Genomic DNA, 21,290 nt, shown 5'->3' with positions numbered 1-21,290 from the left:
TCCCATGACCACCGCACGTGCCCTCACAGACTTTATGAACGGCCCCGGTGCCGTGGCCTCGGTGCGGCTGACCCGCGTGCGCGGGTCTTCTCCGCGTACCGCCGGGACAGAGATGTTTGTGCGGGACGATGCACTGTGGGGCACGATTGGCGGCGGTCAGCTGGAACATCTCGCGATCTCGGCGGCGCGCAAGCTTTTGTCCGAAGGCAACCTGTCACAACATATGGACGTGCCTTTGGGGCCTGAAATTGGCCAGTGCTGCGGCGGTCGGGTTGAGCTGGTGATCTCGCGCCTCAGCACCGCCGACAAGGAAGACGCAATTGTTTCGGTGAAACAGGACGAGGCCGCACAACCAACCGTGTTCGTTCTGGGCGCGGGCCATGTGGGGCGCGCGCTGGCCGACCTGCTGCAACATATGCCCGTGCGCACCGTGCTGGTGGACCCTCGTGAAAGGGAACTGACGCAATCCAAGGCGCAGGTGGAAAAACGCCTGAGCGTGATCCCGGAAGTGGATGTGCAGAACGCCCCCGCAGGCAGCGCCTTTGTCGTGCTGACCCATGACCACGGGCTTGATTTCCTGCTGGCCTCGGCGGCGCTGCAGCGCGGGGATGCAAGTTATGTCGGGCTGATCGGCTCGGACACGAAACGCGCCAAGTTTGCCAGCTGGTGCAAAGACCACTGTGATGGCTTGTCCATCACACCCTTGATCTGCCCCATCGGGGCAGGCGGTAGCCGCGACAAGCGGCCGCCCGTGATCGCCGCGCAGGTCGCGGCCGAAGTGATCACGGCACTGACCTCTGAAACTACCGCAACTCCCCACTTCGGGGGCACTGTGTCGCAAATCGCGGCTCAGTGAGAAACGCCGGGCTTTAGCCGCGTCGAGGAGGAGGCGGCAGGGCATCGGTTTGCTTATGGAGGTCCCAATGAGGGATGGTAGCTATACCTACAAGCTGTTTCATCGCAGCGATTTCAGCGCGTTCTGGGCGCTGTTTACTGACAACCTGATCAACCTGATGGTGCTGGCCGGAGTGTGTCAGTTCGTCTTTCAGATGCCAGCAGAGATCGTTTATGGCCGGATCGTGCCGGGCGCGGCGGTGGCCATTCTGGCCGGTATCGCCGTTTATGTCGGGCTCGCCAAACGGGCCGCAGCCCAGCATGGGCGGGACGTGACGGCCCTGCCCTATGGCATCTCGACGCCGGTCATGTTCGTCTATCTGTTTGGCGTGATCGGGCCGATCTACTGGTCGACCAATGATCCGGTTCTGGCCTGGCAGGTGGGCATTGGCGCGGGGTTCATGGGCGGCATCGTGGCCGCACTTGGCGCCGTGATCGGGCCTTGGCTCAAGCGGGTGACACCGCGTGCAGGCATGTTGGGGACGCTTTGCGGCATTGCGCTGGTGTTTATTGGCACCGTGCCGCTGGCCACCGTGTTTGAAAACCCGTTCATCGGCTTTGCCTCGATGATCATCATCCTTTGGGGCCTCGTGGGCCGGTTCCGCCTGCCCTATAACATCCCCGCAGGCCTGTTGGCCTTGATCGTCGGGACCGTGGTGGCCTTTGCGATTGGCGAGGCCAAACTCAGCGCCGAAGGGGTCGGGTTCTATCCCCCACTGCCGTATCTGGGCGATCTGATGGCGGGTATTCAGTACCTCTTTGCCAACCCGGAACTGTTCCTCGTTCTGGTGCCGGTGCAGATCTATAACTTCATCGAAACCATGAACAACGTCGAAAGCGCCGAGGCGGCAGGCGACCATTATCCGGTTGCGACCTGTCAGATCACCGACGGGCTTGGCACGATGGTGGGTGCGGTCTTTGGCTCGCCTTTCCCAACCACCGCCTATATCGGGCATCCCGCCTACAAGCGCATGGGCGCACATGCGGGCTATGTCATTGGCGTGGGCGTGGTCATTCCTGCGGCGGCCTTCTTTGGGCTGCTGGCCTTTCTCAACAACCTGATCCCCGTGGCCGCCGCCGCGCCGGTTCTGGTGTTCGTGGCGCTCAGCCTGATCACCAACACCGCGCATTCGGTCAAGACCGACCACATGGCCGCCGTTACCTTTGCGATGATGCCGCATGTGTCGTCTTTCCTGATGGTCAAATGGGGCTCGCTCATGGGTGCGCTTGGTGCTGTCGGGGTTGCGGGTTTGCCGCAACTGGGGGATCCGGCCCTGACCGCCGCGCTGTTGCAGCAGGGCGCGCATTTCGAAGGGCACCTGGCCCTGTCGCAGGGTGCGATCCTGACCGGGTTGATCTGGGGTGCGATTGTGGCCAGCGTGATTGACGGACGGTTCCGCAATGCGGGCGGGTTTGCCCTTGCCGCGGCTGTCATGTCGGCCTTTGGCATCATCCACGGCGCGAGCCTGCATTGGCCCGAGCTGAGCGGCGTATCCGCTGGCTACCTGATCGCGGCGGCGTTCCTCTACATCTATCCGCTCTTTCACAAGGAAGATGATCTGGTGAATGAAAACGTGGTGGTGGGAGAGGCCCCGACCCTGCCCGCAGAATAACTGTTCGTCTCCCCGAACAGACATGGCGCGGGCCGGACCGTCTCCCCGGTTCCGGCCCGCGCATCCCTTTCAATGACACAGCTTTCAGACTGGACCCGCTCATGACATCGACGGATCAATATACGCTCTTGCGTGGCCGTATTCTGGATTTCCACGCCGCGCCGCAGGATGAGACAGACACCGAGGCCTATCGCTATATCGAGGATGGCGCGATCCTGTTGGCGGGTGGCAAGATCAAGGCCACCGGAGCGTTCGCAGAGATGGCCGCCCTTGCCCCCGACGCTCCGATCACGGACCACCGCCCCAACCTTTTGATGGCGGGCTTTATCGACACCCATGTGCATTTTCCGCAGGTGCAGGTCATCGCCTCGTGGGGCGCGCAGCTTCTTGACTGGCTCAACAGCTACACTTTCCCCGAAGAGACCCGCTTTGCGGACCCGGCCCATGGCGCCGCCATGGCGGGGCAGTTCCTTGATCTTCTGACCAGCCATGGCACCACCACCGCCGTGGCCTATTGCTCGGTGCATCCCGCATCGGTGGATGCCTATTTCACCGAGGCCGCCCAGCGCAACATGTGCATGATCGGCGGCAAGGTGATGATGGACCGCAATGCACCCGAGGCTCTGACCGATACGCCGCAATCAAGCTATGACGACAGCAAGGCGCTTATTGCAAAATGGCATGGAAAGGGGCGCGCGCATTATGCGATCACGCCGCGTTTCGCGATCACCTCAACGCCGGAACAGCTTGAGATGGCGGGTGCGCTTGTCGCAGAGCATCCCGACTGTTTTGTGCAAACGCATCTCAGCGAAAACCATGACGAGATCGCCTATACCGCAGAGCTTTACCCCGGTGCGCCGGATTATCTTGGCGTTTACGAAAACTACGGGCTGCTGACGCCCAAGATGCTCTTGGGGCATTCGATCCACCTTACCCCGCGCGAGATCGACGTGCTGGCCGAGACGCAGGCCAAGCCGGTGTTTTGCCCGACCTCGAACCTGTTTCTGGGCAGTGGTCTGTTTGACGACGCGGGGTTGCGCGGGCGCGGCATTCAGAACGCCATCGCCACCGATATCGGTGCGGGCACCAGCTATTCGATGCTGCAAACACTGAACGAAGGCTACAAGGTGCTCCAGCTTCAGAACCAGAAACTGCACCCCCTGCGCGCCTTTCACTGGATCACGCGGGGCAATGCCGAGGTCTTGGGTCTTGCGGACCGGATCGGGACACTGGCCGACGGATCGGACGCCGATATCGTGGTCTTGAATGCGCGCGCCACGCCCGCCATGGCGCTTCGGATGCAGCGGGCACAAACCCTGTCGGAAGAATTGTTCATCCTTCAGATGCTGGGCGATGATCGCGCGATTGAAGAGACCTATGTAGCAGGCGTGCCGCAAAAACAGACCGGCGTCAGCGCCATTCCGGACGTGGGTCCGGCGGTTCTGGAATTGGCCTGAGCCTGAGTGACCTTGATCGGCTGGTGCCCATCGCGGGCGTCAGCCGACAAACAAACGGCCAAGGAAGATGGCGCTCATGCCGTAGCCGATGATGATCACGATGATGCAGACCACCGAGACGGGCACGGCCTTGGCAATCCATGCGCCGCCATAGCCACCTAGCACCGCGAACACCATCATCAGCACCGCCATCGGCCACACGACCAGCCCGGCAACGGCAAAGGTGGCAACCGAAATGGCCGAGAGGGCAAAGGACAGACCGTTCTTGACGCCATTCATCAGGTGGATATCGCGCCAGCCCCACATGGCAAACAGCGCAAGCAGCACGATCCCCAACCCGCCGTTGAAATAGCCGCCATAGACACTGACCAGAAACAGGCCGATCGCGCCTTCGGGCTTGAGCGCACGTGACCGGCGTTCCGCCCAGGCGCGCAGTTTGCCGCCCAAAAGGAAAGCCGTGGTGGCAAAGAACAACAGGAACGGGACGATGAGCGAAAACGCCTCGTTCGAGGACACCAGAAGCAACAGGGATCCGGTCAGGCCGCCAGCAAGAGTGATCGCCGTCAAACGGATCATCTGTGCGCGTGAGAGGGTTTTCAGTTCCGAAAGAAACCCGATGGCGCCGCCGAGATAGCCCGGAAACACCGATACGGCGCTGGTGGCATTGGCCGCGACGGGCGGCACCCCGGCCCAGACAAGCGCCGGAAAGGTCAGGAACGTGCCTCCGCCCGCGATGGTGTTGACGACACCGGCCCCGAACCCTGCCAGCGCCAGCACAACAATTTCCAGAACGCTCATCTTCTTCCCCTTTTGAAGAGAAAAGCGGCGTGGGGGCACGCCGCTTTCCAGTCTTTTTCCAACCGTGTCAGGCGGTTGTCAATGCAGCCCCCCCTCAGACGTGATCGTCATGCGGCAGCGAGCCTTCGCCATGGCCCGCCAGACCGCCCGACACCTCTTCGGTGGCTTCGTCCGAAAGTTCTTCGGGCAGGATCAGGTTCAGCACGATGGCAATCAGCGCCGCGGGCAGGATACCCGACGTAGCCAGCACCTTGAGCGTGCTCGGCAGGTGCTGCAACGCGCCCGGTTCCAGCTGAAGCCCCAGACCCAGCGACAGGGAGATCGCGAAGATCACCATGTTGCGGCGGTTCCAATGCACATCCGAGAGCATCGAGATGCCCGCAGCCGCGACCATGCCGAACATCACGATCACGCCGCCGCCCAGAACCTCGATCGGGATCGACGAAATGATGGCGCCGATCTTGGGCACAAGCCCGGCAAGGATCAGGAAGATCGCACCAATGGTTACAACCCCCCGGCTCATCACGCCGGTCATGGCAATCAGGCCGACATTCTGGCTGAACGAGGTGTTGGGCAGCGCGCCAAACAGACCCGAGATCGCGGTGCCAAACCCGTCGGCATAGGTTGCGCCCTCGATTTCCTTGTCGGTGGCTTCACGCCCGGCACCGCCCTTGGTGATCCCCGAGACGTCGCCCACGGTTTCAACGGCCGAGACAAAGGACATCAGACAGAAGCCGATGATCGCAGCAACCGAGAATTCTATGCCAAAGTGCAGCGGGTTGGGCAGGGCAAAGGACGCCGCGCGGCCCACATTGGCAAGGCTGACCTCCCCCATGACAAAGGCAAAGATATAGCCCACGATCAGCCCGATCAGCACCGCCGAGACCGACAGCATGCCTTTGGCAAAGAACTTGAGCCCCAGCGTGACGAAGATCACGATCAGCGCCATGGTCCAGTTGATGAGCGAGCCATATTCGGGCTTGCCAATGGCCGGCACACCCCCGGCGGCGTATTGAATACCGACCTTGACCAGCGCCAGACCGATCATCGTGACCACAAGGCCCGTCACCAGAGGTGGCAGGGCAAAACGGATTTTGCCGATGAACAATCCCAGGAAGGCATGAAACAGGCCGCCGACCACGATACCGCCCATCAGAACCGCAATCGCGTCCACCCCTTTGCCCGCAACCAGCGGGATCATGATCGGGATAAAAGCAAAAGACGTGCCCTGAACGATGGGCAGGCGCGCACCAACGGGACCGACGCCGACTGTCTGAAACAATGTGGCGATGCCTGCAAAGAACATCGACATCTGGATCATGTAGATCATCTGCGGAAAGTCCGGGCTGTTCGAGCCAAACCCGAACCCGGCCGCGCCGCATACAATGATGGCTGGCGTCACGTTCGAAACGAACATGGCCAGCACGTGTTGGATTCCAAGCGGAACCGCCTTGGCGATGGGTGGTGTATAATTCGGATCGCGCAGCTGTTCCGGCGTCCCGATTGATGCATCAGCCATAATGTGTCTCCCCACTAGCTGTTCATTGGGGCCACCTCTCCTCCCTGGTGGCCCTTGGGCTCTAGTCCGCCACCACCTCGAACGGGGTTTCGAACCAGAATTCTTCCAAGTTGGCCCCAGCGCCGATCCGATCGACTACGGCAAACAGCCCCGATCCTGTGATCGGTGTCAGAACGCCATGCCACGTGTTGCGGGCAAAGTTGATGGCCTGACCGGGGGACGTGATGAACGCGCGGGGTGTTCCGGGGCCATTGCCTGTATCTTCGGCAACAATGACCAGAAATGCCTCCATGCTCATCGGAATGAAGGCTTGCGACCCGTCCGGGTGCCGCTCCATCATATCAAGCTGATACGGCAGGCTGCGCAATTCGGCCTGAAACAGGCTGATCCCTGCGCGCCCCTCGACAAAATCCAGCGTGGCGCGGTCGTGATAGCGCCCGCAAAGCCCCTGGTTGATGAGCTTGTCCGGCGCGCCCGACGTGTCGAGCACCTCGCCAAAAGGTGCAAACGCCTCTTGGGTCAGCGGCTCAATGTGGATGTGCCGGGTCATGCGCCTAGCTTTTCCAGAAGGCGCAACTCGGCAATGCGTTCAACCTGACGGCAGGCTTCGGTGAATTCGGTGGCGCGGTCATTGTTGATCCGGCGCTTGAAAGCCTCGGTGATGGTTGCCTTGGTGTTGTCGCGCACGGCAATGATGAAGGGAAACCCGAATTTTGCGACATAGGCGCTGTTCAATTCGGTGAACATCGCGCGTTCTTCATCGGTCAGCGCGTCCAATCCCACGGAGGCCTGTTCCGCAGTGCTTTCAGCGGTCAGGCGCTTGGCCTCGGCCAGTTTTCCAGCCAGATCCGGGTGGGCCACCAGCACGCCAAGGCGCTGCTCTTCGCTGGCTGACCGGAACACGCGGGCCAGGGCATTGTGCACGCCAGCCGCCGTGTTATGGGTCGGCCCCAGTTCAAGCTCATAAGCCCCTTCGGCGATCCACGGGCTGTGTTCAAAGATACCGCCAAACTCGGACACAAAGGTCTGTTTGTCCATTTCGGAGGGGCGCGTCGTCTGCATGGGAGGATGTTCCTTGGCCCAATGGTCGGCGATCTGTTCACGGGTCGCGAACCAGACACCTTCATGAGTGTTGAAATGATCGAGCACACGCTTGAGCGCGGCGGCGCGTCCGGGACGCCCGATCAGGCGGCAATGCAACCCGATCGAGAGCATACTGGGCATACCCGCCTGCCCTTCGGCATAGAGCATGTCAAAGCTGTCCTTGAGATAGCTTTCGAACTGATCGCCGTTGGTATAGCCCGCCTGAATGGCAAAGCGCATGTCGTTGCAATCCATCGTATACGGCACGATCAGCTGATCCTTGCCCCCGGCCTTGACCCAATAAGGCAGATCGTCGGCATAGCTGTCGGCGATGTAGGCAAAATCGCCCTCTTCGGCGGCCAGATCGACCGTGTTCATGGAACAGCGCCCGGTGTACCAGCCGCGCGGCGGGGTGCCCGTGACCTCGGTATGCAACCGGATCGCCTCGCGGATTTGCGCGCGCTCTTCCTCGGGAGACATATCCTTGTGCTCGATCCACTTCAGACCGTGACTGGCAATTTCCCAGCCTGCGGCCTTCATCGCGGCGACCTGCTCGGGCGCGCGGGCCAGCGCGGTGGCGACACCGTAAACCGTGAGTGGTGTGTCTTTGAGCATACGATGCACGCGCCAGAACCCGGCCCGCGCGCCATATTCGTAGATGGATTCCATGTTCCAGTGCCGCTGTCCGGGCCAGGGCTGCGCGCCGGTGATTTCGGACAGGAACGCTTCGGACGCAGGATCGCCATGCAGGATGTTATTCTCGCCACCCTCTTCATAGTTCAGCACGATCTGCACGGCGATCCGGGCGCCATTCGGCCAGTTCGCGTGCGGGATGCGCGGGCCATATCCGGTCAGGTCTCTTGGATATCTTGTCAAAATACGCTCCTCGGTGTTCGCAACTTGATAAACCAAATAATCAATACTGTTTTTCAAAAAAAATTAAAAAGAGCATTCTGACAGAGTATCTTTGCCACGCCGCCCCTGTGCGGATTAGAAGGGCAGAAACAATCAGGAGACAGCGCCATGACCGGCTATCTGACCACCCATGTTCTTGACACAGCGCGCGGATGCCCCGCCGAGGACCTTCGGATCGAGCTGTTCCGGATCGAGGGGGATACGCGAGTCAAGCTGAAAACGCTGGTCACCAATGACGACGGGCGCACGGATGAACAGATCCTGCCCGCAGAAGACTTCAAGCTGGGCGAATACGAACTGGTGTTCCACGCGGGCGCCTATCTCGATGCCTGCGGCACCCCGCCCGAAAGCCCGCGTTTCCTTGACATCGTGCCAATCCGCTTTGGCATGTCCGAAGCATCGCACTATCACGTGCCGCTGCTGCTTTCGCCCTTTGGGTATTCAACCTATCGCGGCAGCTGACCGGCAGGCCCTGCACGCGCATCCTGTTACCGGATGCGCGTCATGGGGTCAGGTGTTGAACAGGAAGTGCATCACGTCGCCGTCCTGAACGACATAGCCCTTGCCCTCGGCGCGCATCTTGCCCGCTTCCTTGGCGCCGTTTTCACCGTTGCAGGCGATATAGTCGTCATAGGCAATGGTTTCAGCGCGGATGAAGCCCTTTTCGAAATCGCCGTGAATGACGCCCGCCGCCTGCGGGGCCATCGTGCCCTGCCGGATGGTCCAGGCACGCGCCTCTTTCGGGCCGACGGTGAAATAGGTTTCCAGGTGCAAAAGCTCATATCCCGCGCGGATCAGACGATCCAGACCGGCCTCTTCCAGCCCCATTTCCTCAAGGAACATCGCCGCCTCATCGTCTTCCAGCTGGCTGATCTCTTCTTCGATCTGGGCCGAAATGATCACGTGACTATTGCCCTGCGCGGCAGCCATCTCGGCCACCTTGGCTGAGTGGGCATTACCCTCGGCGGCCTCGGATTCACCGACGTTGCAGACATAGAGAACCGGCTTGGTGGTCAGCAGTTGCAGCATCTTCCACGCCTTGGCATCCTCGGCATCGACCTCGACGACACGGGCGGGCTGACCATTTTCAAGGACCTCTTGCGCGGCGGCCAGAAGGCGGTCCTGCTGCTGCGCTTCCTTGTCGTTGCCCTTGAGCTTGCGCACGAGGTTGGCGCGGCGCTTTTCGATCGACTCGAGATCGGCCAGCATCAGCTCGGTCTCGATGGTCTCGGCATCTTCGACGGGGTTCACGCGGCCCTCGACGTGGGTCACGTCGCCATCCTCGAAACAGCGCAGCACATGGGCAATCGCATCCACTTCGCGGATATTGGCAAGGAACTGGTTGCCCAGGCCCTCGCCCTTCGAGGCCCCTTTCACGAGACCGGCAATATCCACAAAGGTCATGCGTGTCGGGATGATCTGCTTGGACTGCGCGATCGCCGCCAGTTTGTCCAGGCGCGCATCCGGCACGCCCACCTCGCCCACATTGGGCTCGATCGTGCAGAACGGAAAATTCGCAGCCTGCGCGGCGGCGGTCTTGGTCAGCGCGTTGAACAGCGTGGACTTGCCCACATTCGGCAGCCCAACGATCCCCATTTTAAAGCCCATCTCGGCCTCCTGTCACATTCGACTGGTCTTCTAGGGTCAGACCGGAGGCGACGCAAGACATGTGTTGTGCCTGTGTTAGACTGATCTGGAAAGGAGCGATCCCATGTCATTCATCCCCTATCTCAATTTCGACGGCACCTGCGCCGAGGCCATGCAATTCTATGCCGACTTGTTCGGCGCCACCGAGGTGCAGATCATGCGCTATACCGACGCGCCGGAGAGCGAGGGCCTGCCCCCGTCCGACCGCGTGATGTATGCCCATATCATGCTGGGCGATGCCTGCCTGATGGCATCCGACTGGCCGCCCGGCATGGAAGCCCCGCCCATGGCTTCGGTCTCGGTCAACCATCCGGTCGCCGACCCAGAGACCGGGCAACGCCTGTTCGATGCGCTGGCCGAAGGGGGCACTATCACCATGCCCTTTGAAAAGACTTTCTTTTCCGAGTCCTTCGGTATGGTCACCGACCGCTTCGGGACAAGCTGGATGATCGGCGTTCTGACCGATTGAGCACCCCTAACCGCGCCGGACGCCGGGGAAACAACGCTTACTGGTTGAACTGTTTGACGGCATGCCCAATTAGAGGCTTAACATCTATGGCAAACAGGATTTTAATTGCGCCATGAAGAAAGCATTATTTGTCGCCGCCGCGCTGCTGACCGGCACTTCGGCCATCGCCCAGGAAATCGTTATCGGGGCCGGATACACCAAATACGGGAACATCCTTGCCGAAGATTCCGCGATCTTTGACATTGAATACCACCACAGCCCGTTCCACGACACCCGCCACTGGGACGTGTCTTGGGGCGGCGTCCTGTCCAGCACCGCCAACGGCGATGTATTCGTCGGGGCGGGCCTTGTCGGGGTCTATGATTTCGACAGCCCGTGGTTTGCCGAACTCAGCGTGATGCCCGGCGCCTATTGGGAAAGCGATCCACTGACCGATCTTGGCCAGACTTTTGAAATCCGCAGCCTTTTGGGCGTGGGCTATACCTTTGCCAACGGCAACGCCCTGTCGCTGGCGGTGTCGCACAAATCAAACGGTGGTCTGGCGAATTCAAACCCCGGTGTGAACGCCCTGCACCTGCGTTATCACGCGCGGTTCTGAGCGGTTTTTCCAAGTGAGTGTATCCCAGCGGCATGGTCGGGATTGATTTCCCCTGCCGGTTCCGGCACATCGGAACGCAGAATTTCACAGGGACCAGCCGATGACTCGTATTGACGCCAAATTCGCCGAACTGAATGCCGCAGGCAAAAAAGCCTTCGTGGCGTATGTCATGGCCGGAGACCCGGATTACGACACCTCGCTCGAAATCGTGCGCGGCCTGCCCGGCGCGGGCGTCGACATCATCGAACTGGGCCTGCCCTTCACCGATCCGATGGCCGACGGCCCCACGATCCAGCTGGCCGGCCAGCGCGCGCTGGATGGCGGCATGACCCTGCAAAGGACGCTGGACCTCGCAACCGAGTTCCGCAAGCAGGACGACACCACCCCGATCGTGCTCATGGGCTATTACAACCCGATCTATTCGCGCGGCGTGGACAAGTTTCTGGACGATGCCAAGGCGGCGGGCATTGACGGGCTGATCGTCGTGGACTTGCCCCCGGAAGAGGACGAAGAACTCTGCATCCCGGCACAGGCGGCCGGCATGAACTTTATCCGCCTTGCCACCCCCACCACCGACGACAAACGCCTGCCCAAGGTGCTCCAGAACACCTCGGGCTTTGTTTATTACGTCTCGGTGACCGGCATCACCGGCGCAGCCGAGGCGCAGGCGGGCGAAGTCGGCCCCGAAGTCGCCCGCATCAAGGCCTCGACCGACCTGCCCGTGATTGTCGGTTTCGGCATCAACACGCCCGAGAAATCCGAGGCCATTGCCTCGGTCGCTGACGGCGCAGTTGTCGGGTCGGCCATTGTAGGCCAGATCGGGGCCGGAAAACCCGTGACCGAGGTGCTGGACTTTGTGAAATCGCTGGCTGACGGCGCCCACCGCGCCTGATCCGGCATGGTCCCTGAAACCCTCACCCTTCTGCGGCACAACATTGCGCATTACGTGATCGTCGTGGTGGTCGTGGTCATGCTCGAACTAATGATGCAGGCCACCGGCATCGTGACGCTGGTCTTTGCGGGTCTGTCGATGCTTTACACTCATCGCATGGTGCAACTGGGCGAGGTCCACGGCTGGGCCGATCCACTGGGTACCACGGGCAAGGACGGCTCCAAGGTCCCCGTGGTCGGTTATCTTCTGCGCTTTCTCGCGCTGTTCATGGTGCTGATGCTGCTGATGGCGGGCGGGTTCCTTGCGTTGGGGGTTTCCGGCATTTCGCCCGAAGCGGACGGGGCCTTCGCGCTTTGGGGGATCGCCGTGGGCACGCCCCTGTTCTGCGGGCTACTGGCCCTGATCGGCAGCGTCCTGCCCGCCTGCGCCGAACGCGCGGATACCTCACTCAGCGCCGCCTTGAAACGGGGACGCAAGGCGTTTGGCCGCGATGTGCTGCACCTGTTGACAGGCCCCGTTGCCGTCGGGATCGCGGGCATGGCCCTGCTGGCCTTCACTGGCTGGCAGGCCACGCCCGACAGCCCCCTTTTGCAGCGGATCGCTTATCAAACGCTGGTCACGGTCCTGACCCTTGTGCCCGCAATTCTGGCTGCGGTTATCCTCAGCCGCGCCTATCTGCGCGCCGAGTCACGCCCGTCCGCCTGACGCCCCCTCCAATGCCTTGCTCCAGCCAGTCGCGCCATGCAGCGACAGGTCGCACTTGCGTCAAACGCCGCGCATTGGTAAAGAACCTTGACCAATGCGACCCAGAAGCGAGCCCATCATGCCCGTCATCACCAATATCGAAGATCTGAAACATATCTATGAACGGCGGGTGCCGCGCATGTTCTTTGACTATGCCGAAAGCGGCAGCTGGACGGAACAGACCTTCCGCGAGAACACATCGGACTTTGAAAAGCTCTACCTGCGCCAGCGCGTCGCCATCGACATGACCGGCCGCAGCACCAAGACCCAGATGATCGGACAGGATGTGGCGATGCCCGTGGCCCTGGCCCCCGTGGGCCTGACCGGCATGCAGAATGCTGATGGCGAAATCAAGGCGGCCCGCGCCGCCGAGAAATTCGGCGTGCCTTTCACTCTGTCGACCATGTCGATCTGTTCAATCGAGGACGTGGCCGAAAACACGACCAAACCGTTCTGGATGCAGGTCTACACCCTGAAAGACGACGATTTCATGCAGCGCCTGTTCGACCGCGCCAAAGCGGCGAAATGTTCGGCGGCGGTGATTACGGTCGACCTGCAAATGCTGGGGCAGCGCCACAAGGACCTCAAGAACGGCCTGTCCGCCCCGCCCAAGCTGACCCTGAAATCCATGGCCAACCTTGCCACGAAATGGAGCTGGGGACTTGAAATGCTGGGCACCAAGCGGCGCTTTTTCGGCAATATCGTGGGACATGCCAAGGGCGTGACCGATCCTGGCAGCCTCAGCACATGGACCTCGAAGGCGTTCGACCAGGCGCTGGATTGGGACCGGATCCGCGAATTCCGCAAGATGTGGGATGGTCCCCTGATCATCAAGGGCATCATCGACCCGCGCGACGCACTTGAGGCGCTGAATGTGGGCGCGGATGCGATCATTGTGTCGAACCACGGCGGGCGGCAACTGGACGGGGCACTGTCGTCGATCCGTGCCCTGCCCGCCATACTGGATGCGGTGGGCGACAAGATCGAGGTGCATCTCGACAGCGGTATCCGCTCGGGTCAGGACGTGCTCAAGGCGGTCGCGATGGGGGCCAAGGGCACCTATATCGGGCGCGCCTTCACCTATGGTCTTGGCGCGATGGGCGAGGCCGGCGTTACCAAGGCGCTGGAGCTGATCCACAACGAACTCGACGTATCTATGGGCCTTTGCGGACGCACCGACATCAACGATGTGGACCGCGATATCCTGATGATCCCCGAGGATTTTGCAGGCCGCTGGCAATCGTGATCCCGCGCTATTGAAACCTCCGGCACGGACGCGCCCGCGATGCGCCCGTGTCCAAAGGGGCAGCGCGGCAAAAAACCTGCGCGAATCCTCTTTCCAAACGGACGAGACTGCGCTAAGAGCGCGGCTTCACGCGGGGTGACAGCCTTGGAGGCACCCTGCCCTAACATATTGGAGAATTCAAATGGCTGGACAGATCCCTGATCTTCACGCCGAGGTCCGCGCGGGGACAGGCAAGGGCGCCGCTCGCGAAGCACGTCGCAACAACATGGTTCCCGGTGTCGTCTATGGCGGCGACGCAGAGCCTCTCGCAATCCAGATGCCTTTCAACGTTCTGCTGAAGAAACTGAAAGAAGGCCGCTTCCTGTCGACCCTGTTCAACCTCAAGGTTGAAGGCCAGGAAGACGTGCGCGTCATCTGCCGTGGCGTACAGCGCGACGTGGTCAAAGACCTGCCGACCCACATCGACCTGCTGCGCCTGCGCCGCACTTCGAAAATCAACCTGTTCATCCACGTTGACTTCATCAACGAAGAAGCTGCCCCCGGCATCAAGAAAGGCGGCGTTTTGACCGTTGTCCGTCCCGAGGTGGAACTGAACGTGACCGCGGGCGAGATCCCCGAGAGCATCACCGTGGACCTGAGCGGTCTGGACATCGGCGACATCGTGCACATCTCGGACGTCACCCTGCCCGAAGGTTGCAAGCCGACCATCGACCGTGACTTCGTCATCGCCAACATCTCGGCCCCGTCGGGTCTGCGTTCGGCAGAAGATGAAGCCGAAGGAGAAGAAGGCGAAGAGGCTGCAGAAGAATAATCTTTGCGCCCTTTTGCGGTTCTATTGAAACGCGGTTCCTTCGGGGACCGCGTTTTTCATTGGGGCAGGTGAATTGATTCCGCGCCGTCGGACGCCTATAGATCAGAGCAACAGGCAACAGGGGCGCGCAAGAGATGAAACTGTTTGTTGGACTGGGCAATCCCGGCCCCAAATACGCAGGCAACCGCCACAATATCGGCTACATGGCATTGGACCGCATCGCCGAAGATCACGGCTTTGCCCCGTGGCGCAGCAAGTTCCAGGGACAGGTTTCCGAAGGTAAGTTCGGCAGCGAAAAGGTGATCTTGCTGAAACCCGAAACCTTCATGAATCTCTCGGGGCAATCCGTCGGCGAAGCCATGCGGTTTTACAAGCTGGACAGCACGGACGTGACCGTGTTCCACGATGAACTGGACCTCGCCCCCGGCAAATGCCGCGCCAAGGCGGGCGGCGGCCATGCGGGCCACAACGGGCTGCGCTCGATCCACCAGCATATTGGCCCGCATTACGACCGCATTCGCATGGGCATAGGCCATCCCGGCAACAAGAACGCGGTCTCGGGCTATGTACTGCGTGACTTTGCCAAGGCCGATCAGGACTGGCTGGATGACGTGCTGCGCGGGGTCTCGGACGGGGCGCAGCATCTGGCCGCTGATGACACCGGCAAATTCATGAACGCGGTCGCCCTGCGCGTGAATCCGCCCCGGTCCTCCACCACCCAGCCCAAGCCCAAACGCCCCCCCGAGCCCGCCGCGCCCAAACCCGTGCCCTCCCCTACGCCGGCGCCCGAGGCCCAAGATACCCGCAGTCCCATGCAAAAGCTGCTGGACAAGTTCAAATGACGGTGGCCCTGCACGCGGCCTTTCGCGATCAGGCCGGACATTGCGAGGCGCTGGACAGCCCGTTCATGGGACGCTTACTGCGGCTTCTGGCCGACAACTGGCCCGAGGACACGGCGCTGGCCGCCAAACTGGCCGGGTGGCAGGGCGATATCGGCCCCATGGCCGCCAGCCTGCCCCTACGCACCACCGGCGGCCTGCACGCGCTTGTGCTGAACGGCATGGACGCGGACCTTGCCGCCGTCTATCCACCCCATGAGGCCGGGGACGCCCCCCTTTGGCAGGCCGTCGAGGCTGCGCTGCGCCGCCATGACCAATGGCTGTGTGACTGGGTGGACAATGCCCCCCAGACCAACGAGGTGCGCCGCGCGGTTGCCATGATTGCCACGTCCCATCTTTTGGCCGACCGCTATGACCTGCCGGTTCGCCTGTCAGAACTGGGGGCAAGCGGCGGATTGAACCTGATGTTCGACCGCTTTGCCCTGCACTTGAACGGCACCCTTTACGGATCCGCAAATTCGCCCGTGGCCCTGTCGCCCGACTGGCAAGGCCCGCTGCCACCGCAAAGCCGCCCCCGTATCACAGACCGCCGCGGCGTTGACCTGAACCCGCTACAGGCCCAAAATCCCGACGGCGCCCTGCGGCTGCTGGCCTATCTCTGGCCCGACCAGACCGAACGGATGGAGCGGACCCGCGCCGCGATTGCCCTGCAAGAGGCCAAGGTGGACCGCGCCGACGCGATTGACTGGCTCGAACAGCGGCTGGAAGGCCGCTTTGACGGGCTGCACCTGATCTATCACACAATCGCGTGGCAGTATTTCCCCGACGCGGTGCAAACGCGCGGCAAGGCTCTGATTGAAACCGCCGGGGACGCCGCGACCGAGTCCCGCCCGCTGGCATGGTTGCGGATGGAAGCCGACGCCGACACGCCCGGCGCGGGGCTAAGCCTGCGCCTCTGGCCCGGCGACCGGCAGATTGATCTGGGCCGGATCGACTTTCACGGGCGCTGGGTCTATTGGCGGGGCCCAGACGGCCTTTCCTAACGTCAGGCTTGCCAAGCCCCCTGCCCCGCGTGTCGAATGGCCAAAAGGGGAGAAGAAACATGCGTACATTTGGGAAGTGGCTAGGCCGTATCCTGCTGATGCTGGTTCTGGCAGCGGCGGTCATCTACGTCTGGAAACGCGAGGAAATCCATCGTCTGCTGGCGGTGAACTCACTATTTACCGAAGAAAAGATCGTTCACAATTTCTCGCATATGGATCAGGCCTTCCTGACCCGCGAAGTGTCGCGCGGCGACGGGCCGGTTTCTGACCTGCCCAAGGGGCCGGATACGCCCCTGCCCGGCGGGTTCAGCGACTGGATCGACGCGCGTTCAGTCACTGCGCTGGTCATGCTGAAAGACGGACAGATCGTGCATGAAAGCTACTACAAGGGCACCGCGCCCGAGGATCAGCGCATTTCGTGGTCGGTGGCCAAATCCTATCTCTCGGCGCTGTTCGGCGTGATCGTGGCCGAAGGCCATATCGACAGTCTGGATGATCCCGTCACGAAATACGCGCCTTCGTTAAAGGGCACCGCTTATGACGGGGCGACGGTGCGCAATGTGTTGCAAATGTCCAGCGGCGTAACCTTCAACGAGGATTACCTCGACTATAATTCTGACATCAACCGGATGGGGCGCGTGATTGCGCTTGGCGGCACGATGGACGGCTTCGCCGAGGCCCTCTCCGAGACCTTCATCGCTGCGGGCACCGAATGGCAATACGTGTCGATCGACACCCATATCCTTGGCATGGTGATCCGGGGCGCGACGGGTCGCGATATCGCCTCCTTGCTGTCGGAAAAGATCATCCAGCCGCTGGGGTACGAGGCGTCGCCCTATTACATCACCGATGGCGTGGGCGTGGCCTTTGTTCTGGGCGGTCTGAACATCCGCACGCGTGACTATGCGCGCTTTGGCCAGATGTTCCTGCAAGACGGCGCTTATGGTGGTCAACAGATCGTACCCGCCGACTGGGTGGCTGCAAGCACGGTGCCCAGCGCCAATACGGATGAAGGCAACCTGCATTACGGGTATCAGTGGTGGATGCCCAAGGACGTGCGCGACGGCGAATTCTTCGGCATCGGCATCTATGGCCAGTATATCTATGTGAACAAACCTCTGGGCGTGGTGATCGCCATGAACTCGGCAGACCGCCGGTTCAAGGACGAAGGCGTCACCGACACCAATATCGCGATGTTCAGGGCAATGGCCGAAGCAGCACAGTAGATTTGGCACAAATCGCGGTTTGCCCTAGTATGATAGGGCAAGCCACACACAGGAGTGCCGGATCATGCAGATGGAACCTTCGGTCAACGTCCTTGGAACCGCGCTCGAACTTTGTTCCGGTGATCCGGTCACGGGGTTCTTCCGCGACGGGCATTGCAACACCTGTTTCGAGGATCAGGGTGTGCATACCGTTTGTGCCATCATGACGGCCGAGTTTCTGGCCTTTTCCAAGTATGTCGGCAACGACCTGAGCACCCCACACCCCGAATTTGCCTTTCCGGGGCTGAAACCCGGAGACGCATGGTGTCTGTGTGCCGGCAGGTTCCTGCAGGCCCATGATGAAGGCTGCGCGCCCAAGGTGCGGCTTGAGGCAACCCATGAACGCACACTGGACCTGATCCCACTGGAAGTGCTGGAACTTTATCGCGTCTGATCAGTGCACCCGCGCGCCCTGCCGGTCCAGTTCTGTCTGGATGGCGGTGATATTGATCGCGTCCAGATCGGCGTTTGAGCGCACCGCCAGCGCCGCCGCCACACCTGCGCCCTGCCCGATCACCGCACAACAGGCCATGTTGCGTGTTGCGGCATGGGCAATTTTCTCGCCCCCCGTGGCGCGCCCCGACACCAAAAGGCCCTTGATTTTCTTGGGCAGCAGGTTGCGATAGGGCACCTCGAAATAGCGCCCTGTGGTCGGCAGGAGCAGCACGCCATAGCCGTCGATAAACTCGGGAAAAATCCCGATACTGTCCTCGAACCGGCCCTGTTCACGCACATCCTGTTCCGTCATGATATAGGCCGTGTCGACCTTGCGCGTGTCCCGAATGCCCAACGTCATCCCGAAGTTGCGCAGGCGGATGTTTTCGCACCCCGGCGTATAGACCCGCAAGGCCTCGATCGCGAGCATGGCCTGACGGCGGCCCTCGATCTCGTGCGCGGTCAGATCATCGGGATCGGTGCCGTCGCAATTGGCCAGATGGATCAGGTTCATATAGGTCAGCTCGCCCGTGTCATGGGCCGCGCCCCAAGTGCCGGCGATGGTATTCAGATGCGCCGGGATCATGCCCGCCTTGATCGCCTGCGCGAACGGCTTGTGCAGGAAGGGCGAAAACATCTCGTCCTCTTTACCCGAGGTTTCGATATTCCATTCGCCCCCGCCGCCCCAATCGGCATAGGTCTGGGGATCGGCCTTGATGCCTTCGATGAAGCGCGCCTTGTCCAGCCCCGCCACATGGAACATCACCGAGGCCGCCATCAGGTCTTCGCGCGGGGCCTTGCGGGTCGGCGCACCGGCCCTGTGGGCGACATCCGCGTCGCCGGTCGCATCAATCACCACCCTGGCCAGGATCGCCTCGCGCCCGGCCTTGGATTCGGTGATGATCCCGGTGATCCGGTCGCCCTCCATCACCGGGGCCACGAAAGAGCGATGCAGCATGGCGTTAATGCCCGCCTCTTCCACCATCCGGTCAGCGACCAGCTTGAACCCTTCGCTGTCGATCTCGTAACTCAAAGACTGGCTTTCGGGCACTGCCGCCCCCGCCGCAACGGCCGCGTCCTCGAATTCCTTGGGAATGCCCATCGACTCGACGGTCTGTTCGTGGCGATACCAGTGCATCCCCTCGACACCCACGGCGGTGATATTACCGCCGAAACAGCCGAACCGTTCCACCAGCGTGACCGCCACCCCGGCGCGCGCAGCGGCCAGCGCAGCGGACAGGCCCCCGGGCCCCGATCCGACGACAAGAACATCGGTTTCGTGAATGACTTCAATCTGGCGGGCGGGTTCTGTGATTGTACGCATGAACGGCAGGTTTGCGCAGCACCCGAGGCCGCGTCAATCCAAAACCTGTACCGGCATTTAACTTTTCGGCGGGACGTCAGTAGGACAGGCCCGTCCCGTCCGGCGTGTTCCTGTGACCGGGCGGGGGCGCCATCGGGCCGCTGATATCCTCGAACACCTTGCCGGACCTCGGGTTCAGCGTCACGATGCGCGCCTGCCCGTCGACATAGCCGGTGATCTTCATACGTCCAAACGGGGTGTTGCGGACGGTGATCCGCTCATAGCCCTGCGCCTGCATTTCGGCGATGATCCGGTCCTTCGGCGCGGTATCGGCCAGCGCAGGGGGGGCCAGCACCCAAATGGTCTGGATCAGGGCGACAAGAACACCGCGCCACATCATGCATCGCCTCCGAAACAAAAAGGCGCCCCGCAGGACGCCCTTCGTGATTTAATCGACCGAGCGGCCCTCGGTATCGCTCATGTCAAAGCCAAGATAGCGGGCGACGGTCTGTACGTCCTTGTCGCCGCGTCCGCACATGTTCATGACGAGCACGTGATCCTTGGGCAGGGTCGGCGCGATCTTCATCACATGCGCAAGCGCGTGACAGGGTTCGAGCGCCGGAATGATGCCCTCTTGCGCACAAGAAAACTGGAACGCCTCAAGCGCCTCTTTGTCAGTGATCGACACATATTGCGCGCGCCCCGTATCGTGCAGCCAGCTGTGCTCTGGGCCGATGCCGGGATAATCCAGACCGGCCGAGATCGAATACCCTTCGAGGATCTGCCCGTCATCATCCTGCAACAGGTAGGTGCGGTTACCATGCAGCACGCCCGGACGTCCACCGGTCAGCGAGGCGCAGTGCTCCATGTTGTCGTCCACGCCCTTGCCACCGGCCTCGACGCCGATGATGTTGACCGACTTGTCGTCAAGGAACGGATAGAACAGGCCCATCGCGTTCGACCCGCCGCCAATCGCGGCGATGACAGTGTCGGGAAGGGCGCCCTCGCCTTCAAACTCGGGCAATTGCTGTTTGACTTCCTTGCCGATGATCGACTGGAAATCCCGCACCATCGCCGGATAGGGGTGCGGTCCGGCCACGGTGCCGATGCAATAAAAGGTGTCGCGCACATTGGTCACCCAGTCGCGCAACGCGTCGTTCATCGCGTCCTTGAGCGTGCCACGCCCGGACGTAACCGGCACAACCTCGGCCCCCAGAAGGCGCATCCGGAAAACGTTGGGCGCCTGCCGCTGCACGTCATGCGCGCCCATGTAGATCACGCATTTCAGTCCGAACTTGGCACAGACCGTGGCCGTGGCCACCCCGTGCTGCCCAGCGCCGGTTTCGGCGATGATGCGTTCCTTGCCCATGCGGCGCGCCAGAATGATCTGACCCAGCACGTTGTTGATCTTGTGCGCGCCGGTGTGGTTCAACTCGTCACGCTTCAGATAGATTTTGGCACCGCCCAGCGTCTCGGTCATGCGCTCGGCAAAATAAAGCGGGCTGGGACGCCCCACGTAATGCGTCCAGAGATCGTTCATCTCGTCCCAGAAGGTCGGATCCGTCTTGGCCTTTTCATATTCGGCTTCAAGATCCAGGATCAGCGGCATCAGCGTTTCCGACACGAAGCGGCCCCCGAATTTCCCGAACCGGCCCTTTTCGTCGGGACCATTCATGAAGCTGTTGAAAAGATCGTTCGACATAGAAGCGTCTCCAAAGA

22 protein-coding genes are annotated in these 21,290 nt (G+C 61.5%); 14 read left to right on the top strand and 8 right to left on the bottom strand.

What is annotated here, in order from left to right; translation table 11 throughout:
• Positions 1-4: 4 nt before the first annotated feature.
• The 3 genes from xdhC (at position 5) to guaD (ending at position 3,964) form a co-directional block, all read left to right on the top strand.
• Positions 5-856 (top strand): xanthine dehydrogenase accessory protein XdhC, encoded by an 852-nt coding sequence (xdhC, locus tag WNE31_RS11160; RefSeq protein WP_349979856.1) that lies wholly within the window; start codon positions 5-7, stop codon positions 854-856.
• A 67-nt stretch (positions 857-923) separates the two neighbouring features.
• The gene (locus tag WNE31_RS11155; protein WP_349979854.1) at positions 924-2,507 is read left to right on the top strand and encodes a xanthine/uracil/vitamin C permease; all 1,584 of its coding nucleotides are present in this window, start codon (positions 924-926) and stop codon (positions 2,505-2,507) included.
• Positions 2,508-2,608: 101 nt separating this feature from the next.
• The gene (guaD, locus tag WNE31_RS11150) at positions 2,609-3,964 is read left to right on the top strand and encodes a guanine deaminase (protein ID WP_349979853.1); all 1,356 of its coding nucleotides are present in this window, start codon (positions 2,609-2,611) and stop codon (positions 3,962-3,964) included.
• A 39-nt stretch (positions 3,965-4,003) separates the two neighbouring features.
• Here the strand turns inward: guaD and WNE31_RS11145 are convergent, their stop codons facing one another.
• From WNE31_RS11145 to puuE, 4 genes are all read right to left on the bottom strand, one after another.
• The gene (locus tag WNE31_RS11145; RefSeq protein ID WP_349979851.1) at positions 4,004-4,762 is read right to left on the bottom strand and encodes a sulfite exporter TauE/SafE family protein; all 759 of its coding nucleotides are present in this window, start codon (positions 4,760-4,762) and stop codon (positions 4,004-4,006) included.
• A 94-nt stretch (positions 4,763-4,856) separates the two neighbouring features.
• Positions 4,857-6,281, bottom strand: a complete 1,425-nt coding sequence (locus WNE31_RS11140) for a uracil-xanthine permease family protein (RefSeq protein ID WP_349979850.1) — start codon at positions 6,279-6,281, stop codon at positions 4,857-4,859.
• Positions 6,282-6,342: 61 nt separating this feature from the next.
• Positions 6,343-6,831 (bottom strand): ureidoglycolate lyase, encoded by a 489-nt coding sequence (locus WNE31_RS11135; protein WP_349979849.1) that lies wholly within the window; start codon positions 6,829-6,831, stop codon positions 6,343-6,345.
• Positions 6,828-8,240: an allantoinase PuuE gene (puuE, locus tag WNE31_RS11130; protein WP_349979848.1), complete on the bottom strand. Its 1,413-nt coding sequence runs from the start codon at positions 8,238-8,240 to the stop codon at positions 6,828-6,830. Before puuE ends, WNE31_RS11135 begins: the two co-directional genes overlap by 4 nt.
• Before the next feature lie 147 nt (positions 8,241-8,387).
• On the opposite strand from puuE, the gene uraH reads away from it, so the two are divergent.
• On the top strand, positions 8,388-8,741 hold the full coding sequence (gene uraH, locus WNE31_RS11125; RefSeq protein WP_349979847.1) for a hydroxyisourate hydrolase: 354 nt from the start codon (positions 8,388-8,390) through the stop codon (positions 8,739-8,741).
• Between the two features lie 48 nt (positions 8,742-8,789).
• On the opposite strand, the gene ychF is transcribed toward uraH, so the two are convergent.
• Entirely contained in the window at positions 8,790-9,887 is a 1,098-nt protein-coding gene (gene ychF / locus WNE31_RS11120; RefSeq protein ID WP_349979846.1) for a redox-regulated ATPase YchF, read from the bottom strand.
• Between the two features lie 103 nt (positions 9,888-9,990).
• On the opposite strand from ychF, the gene WNE31_RS11115 reads away from it, so the two are divergent.
• From WNE31_RS11115 to WNE31_RS11070, 10 genes are all read left to right on the top strand, one after another.
• On the top strand, positions 9,991-10,395 hold the full coding sequence (locus tag WNE31_RS11115) for a VOC family protein (RefSeq protein WP_349979845.1): 405 nt from the start codon (positions 9,991-9,993) through the stop codon (positions 10,393-10,395).
• Positions 10,396-10,507: 112 nt separating this feature from the next.
• Entirely contained in the window at positions 10,508-10,993 is a 486-nt protein-coding gene (locus WNE31_RS11110; protein ID WP_349979844.1) for an acyloxyacyl hydrolase, read from the top strand.
• Positions 10,994-11,093: 100 nt separating this feature from the next.
• Positions 11,094-11,885, top strand: coding sequence for a tryptophan synthase subunit alpha (trpA, locus tag WNE31_RS11105; RefSeq protein WP_349979843.1), 792 nt, complete (start codon positions 11,094-11,096; stop codon positions 11,883-11,885).
• Positions 11,886-11,891: 6 nt separating this feature from the next.
• Positions 11,892-12,590: a hypothetical protein gene (locus WNE31_RS11100; RefSeq protein WP_349979842.1), complete on the top strand. Its 699-nt coding sequence runs from the start codon at positions 11,892-11,894 to the stop codon at positions 12,588-12,590.
• A gap of 118 nt (positions 12,591-12,708) precedes the next feature.
• Positions 12,709-13,875: an alpha-hydroxy acid oxidase gene (locus tag WNE31_RS11095; RefSeq protein WP_349979841.1), complete on the top strand. Its 1,167-nt coding sequence runs from the start codon at positions 12,709-12,711 to the stop codon at positions 13,873-13,875.
• Between the two features lie 181 nt (positions 13,876-14,056).
• A complete protein-coding gene (locus WNE31_RS11090) occupies positions 14,057-14,686 on the top strand; it encodes a 50S ribosomal protein L25/general stress protein Ctc (protein ID WP_349979840.1) in 630 nt (209 codons plus the stop codon).
• Between the two features lie 134 nt (positions 14,687-14,820).
• Complete coding sequence (pth, locus tag WNE31_RS11085; protein ID WP_349979839.1) at positions 14,821-15,528, top strand: aminoacyl-tRNA hydrolase; 708 nt, start codon at positions 14,821-14,823, stop codon at positions 15,526-15,528.
• A complete protein-coding gene (locus tag WNE31_RS11080) occupies positions 15,525-16,568 on the top strand; it encodes a DUF2332 domain-containing protein (RefSeq protein WP_349979838.1) in 1,044 nt (347 codons plus the stop codon). The genes pth and WNE31_RS11080 overlap by 4 nt, the downstream gene beginning before the upstream one ends.
• Positions 16,569-16,627: 59 nt before the next feature.
• Complete coding sequence (locus tag WNE31_RS11075) at positions 16,628-17,794, top strand: serine hydrolase domain-containing protein (protein ID WP_349979837.1); 1,167 nt, start codon at positions 16,628-16,630, stop codon at positions 17,792-17,794.
• Between the two features lie 64 nt (positions 17,795-17,858).
• A complete protein-coding gene (locus WNE31_RS11070; RefSeq protein WP_349979836.1) occupies positions 17,859-18,227 on the top strand; it encodes a DUF2237 family protein in 369 nt (122 codons plus the stop codon).
• On the opposite strand, the gene WNE31_RS11065 is transcribed toward WNE31_RS11070, so the two are convergent.
• The 3 genes from WNE31_RS11065 to trpB all read right to left on the bottom strand — a co-directional run bounded on the left by WNE31_RS11065 (position 18,228) and on the right by trpB (position 21,273).
• Positions 18,228-19,592 carry an FAD-dependent oxidoreductase gene (locus tag WNE31_RS11065; protein WP_349979835.1) on the bottom strand — a complete coding sequence of 455 codons (1,365 nt, stop codon included), beginning with the start codon at positions 19,590-19,592 and terminating at the stop codon, positions 18,228-18,230. It lies immediately after the preceding gene.
• 76 nt (positions 19,593-19,668) lie between these two features.
• The gene (locus WNE31_RS11060; RefSeq protein ID WP_349979834.1) at positions 19,669-19,971 is read right to left on the bottom strand and encodes a hypothetical protein; all 303 of its coding nucleotides are present in this window, start codon (positions 19,969-19,971) and stop codon (positions 19,669-19,671) included.
• A 48-nt stretch (positions 19,972-20,019) separates the two neighbouring features.
• Positions 20,020-21,273, bottom strand: coding sequence for a tryptophan synthase subunit beta (gene trpB / locus WNE31_RS11055; RefSeq protein WP_349979833.1), 1,254 nt, complete (start codon positions 21,271-21,273; stop codon positions 20,020-20,022).
• Between the last annotated feature and the right edge of the window lie 17 nt (positions 21,274-21,290).

The sequence above is a fragment of the Shimia fortis genome (genome assembly GCF_040225985.1).
Lineage (GTDB): Bacteria > Pseudomonadota > Alphaproteobacteria > Rhodobacterales > Rhodobacteraceae > Shimia.
The sequence above is the reverse complement of the archived record's forward strand: the minus strand, read 5'-3'. Positions and strand labels throughout refer to the sequence as shown.

Bases quoted from the DNA above. Each gene is read 5' to 3' on its own strand.
- xdhC (WP_349979856.1), top strand. From the start codon at position 5: ATGACCACCGCACGTGCCCTCACAGACTTTATGAACGGCCCCGGTGCC.
- WNE31_RS11155 (WP_349979854.1), top strand. From the start codon at position 924: ATGAGGGATGGTAGCTATACCTACAAGCTGTTTCATCGCAGCGATTTC.
- guaD (WP_349979853.1), top strand. From the start codon at position 2,609: ATGACATCGACGGATCAATATACGCTCTTGCGTGGCCGTATTCTGGAT.
- WNE31_RS11145 (WP_349979851.1), bottom strand. From the start codon at position 4,762: ATGAGCGTTCTGGAAATTGTTGTGCTGGCGCTGGCAGGGTTCGGGGCC.
- WNE31_RS11140 (WP_349979850.1), bottom strand. From the start codon at position 6,281: ATGGCTGATGCATCAATCGGGACGCCGGAACAGCTGCGCGATCCGAAT.
- WNE31_RS11135 (WP_349979849.1), bottom strand. From the start codon at position 6,831: ATGACCCGGCACATCCACATTGAGCCGCTGACCCAAGAGGCGTTTGCA.
- uraH (WP_349979847.1), top strand. From the start codon at position 8,388: ATGACCGGCTATCTGACCACCCATGTTCTTGACACAGCGCGCGGATGC.
- ychF (WP_349979846.1), bottom strand. From the start codon at position 9,887: ATGGGCTTTAAAATGGGGATCGTTGGGCTGCCGAATGTGGGCAAGTCC.
- WNE31_RS11115 (WP_349979845.1), top strand. From the start codon at position 9,991: ATGTCATTCATCCCCTATCTCAATTTCGACGGCACCTGCGCCGAGGCC.
- WNE31_RS11110 (WP_349979844.1), top strand. From the start codon at position 10,508: ATGAAGAAAGCATTATTTGTCGCCGCCGCGCTGCTGACCGGCACTTCG.
- trpA (WP_349979843.1), top strand. From the start codon at position 11,094: ATGACTCGTATTGACGCCAAATTCGCCGAACTGAATGCCGCAGGCAAA.
- WNE31_RS11100 (WP_349979842.1), top strand. From the start codon at position 11,892: ATGGTCCCTGAAACCCTCACCCTTCTGCGGCACAACATTGCGCATTAC.
- WNE31_RS11095 (WP_349979841.1), top strand. From the start codon at position 12,709: ATGCCCGTCATCACCAATATCGAAGATCTGAAACATATCTATGAACGG.
- WNE31_RS11090 (WP_349979840.1), top strand. From the start codon at position 14,057: ATGGCTGGACAGATCCCTGATCTTCACGCCGAGGTCCGCGCGGGGACA.
- pth (WP_349979839.1), top strand. From the start codon at position 14,821: ATGAAACTGTTTGTTGGACTGGGCAATCCCGGCCCCAAATACGCAGGC.
- WNE31_RS11080 (WP_349979838.1), top strand. From the start codon at position 15,525: ATGACGGTGGCCCTGCACGCGGCCTTTCGCGATCAGGCCGGACATTGC.
- WNE31_RS11075 (WP_349979837.1), top strand. From the start codon at position 16,628: ATGCGTACATTTGGGAAGTGGCTAGGCCGTATCCTGCTGATGCTGGTT.
- WNE31_RS11070 (WP_349979836.1), top strand. From the start codon at position 17,859: ATGCAGATGGAACCTTCGGTCAACGTCCTTGGAACCGCGCTCGAACTT.
- WNE31_RS11065 (WP_349979835.1), bottom strand. From the start codon at position 19,592: ATGCGTACAATCACAGAACCCGCCCGCCAGATTGAAGTCATTCACGAA.
- WNE31_RS11060 (WP_349979834.1), bottom strand. From the start codon at position 19,971: ATGATGTGGCGCGGTGTTCTTGTCGCCCTGATCCAGACCATTTGGGTG.
- trpB (WP_349979833.1), bottom strand. From the start codon at position 21,273: ATGTCGAACGATCTTTTCAACAGCTTCATGAATGGTCCCGACGAAAAG.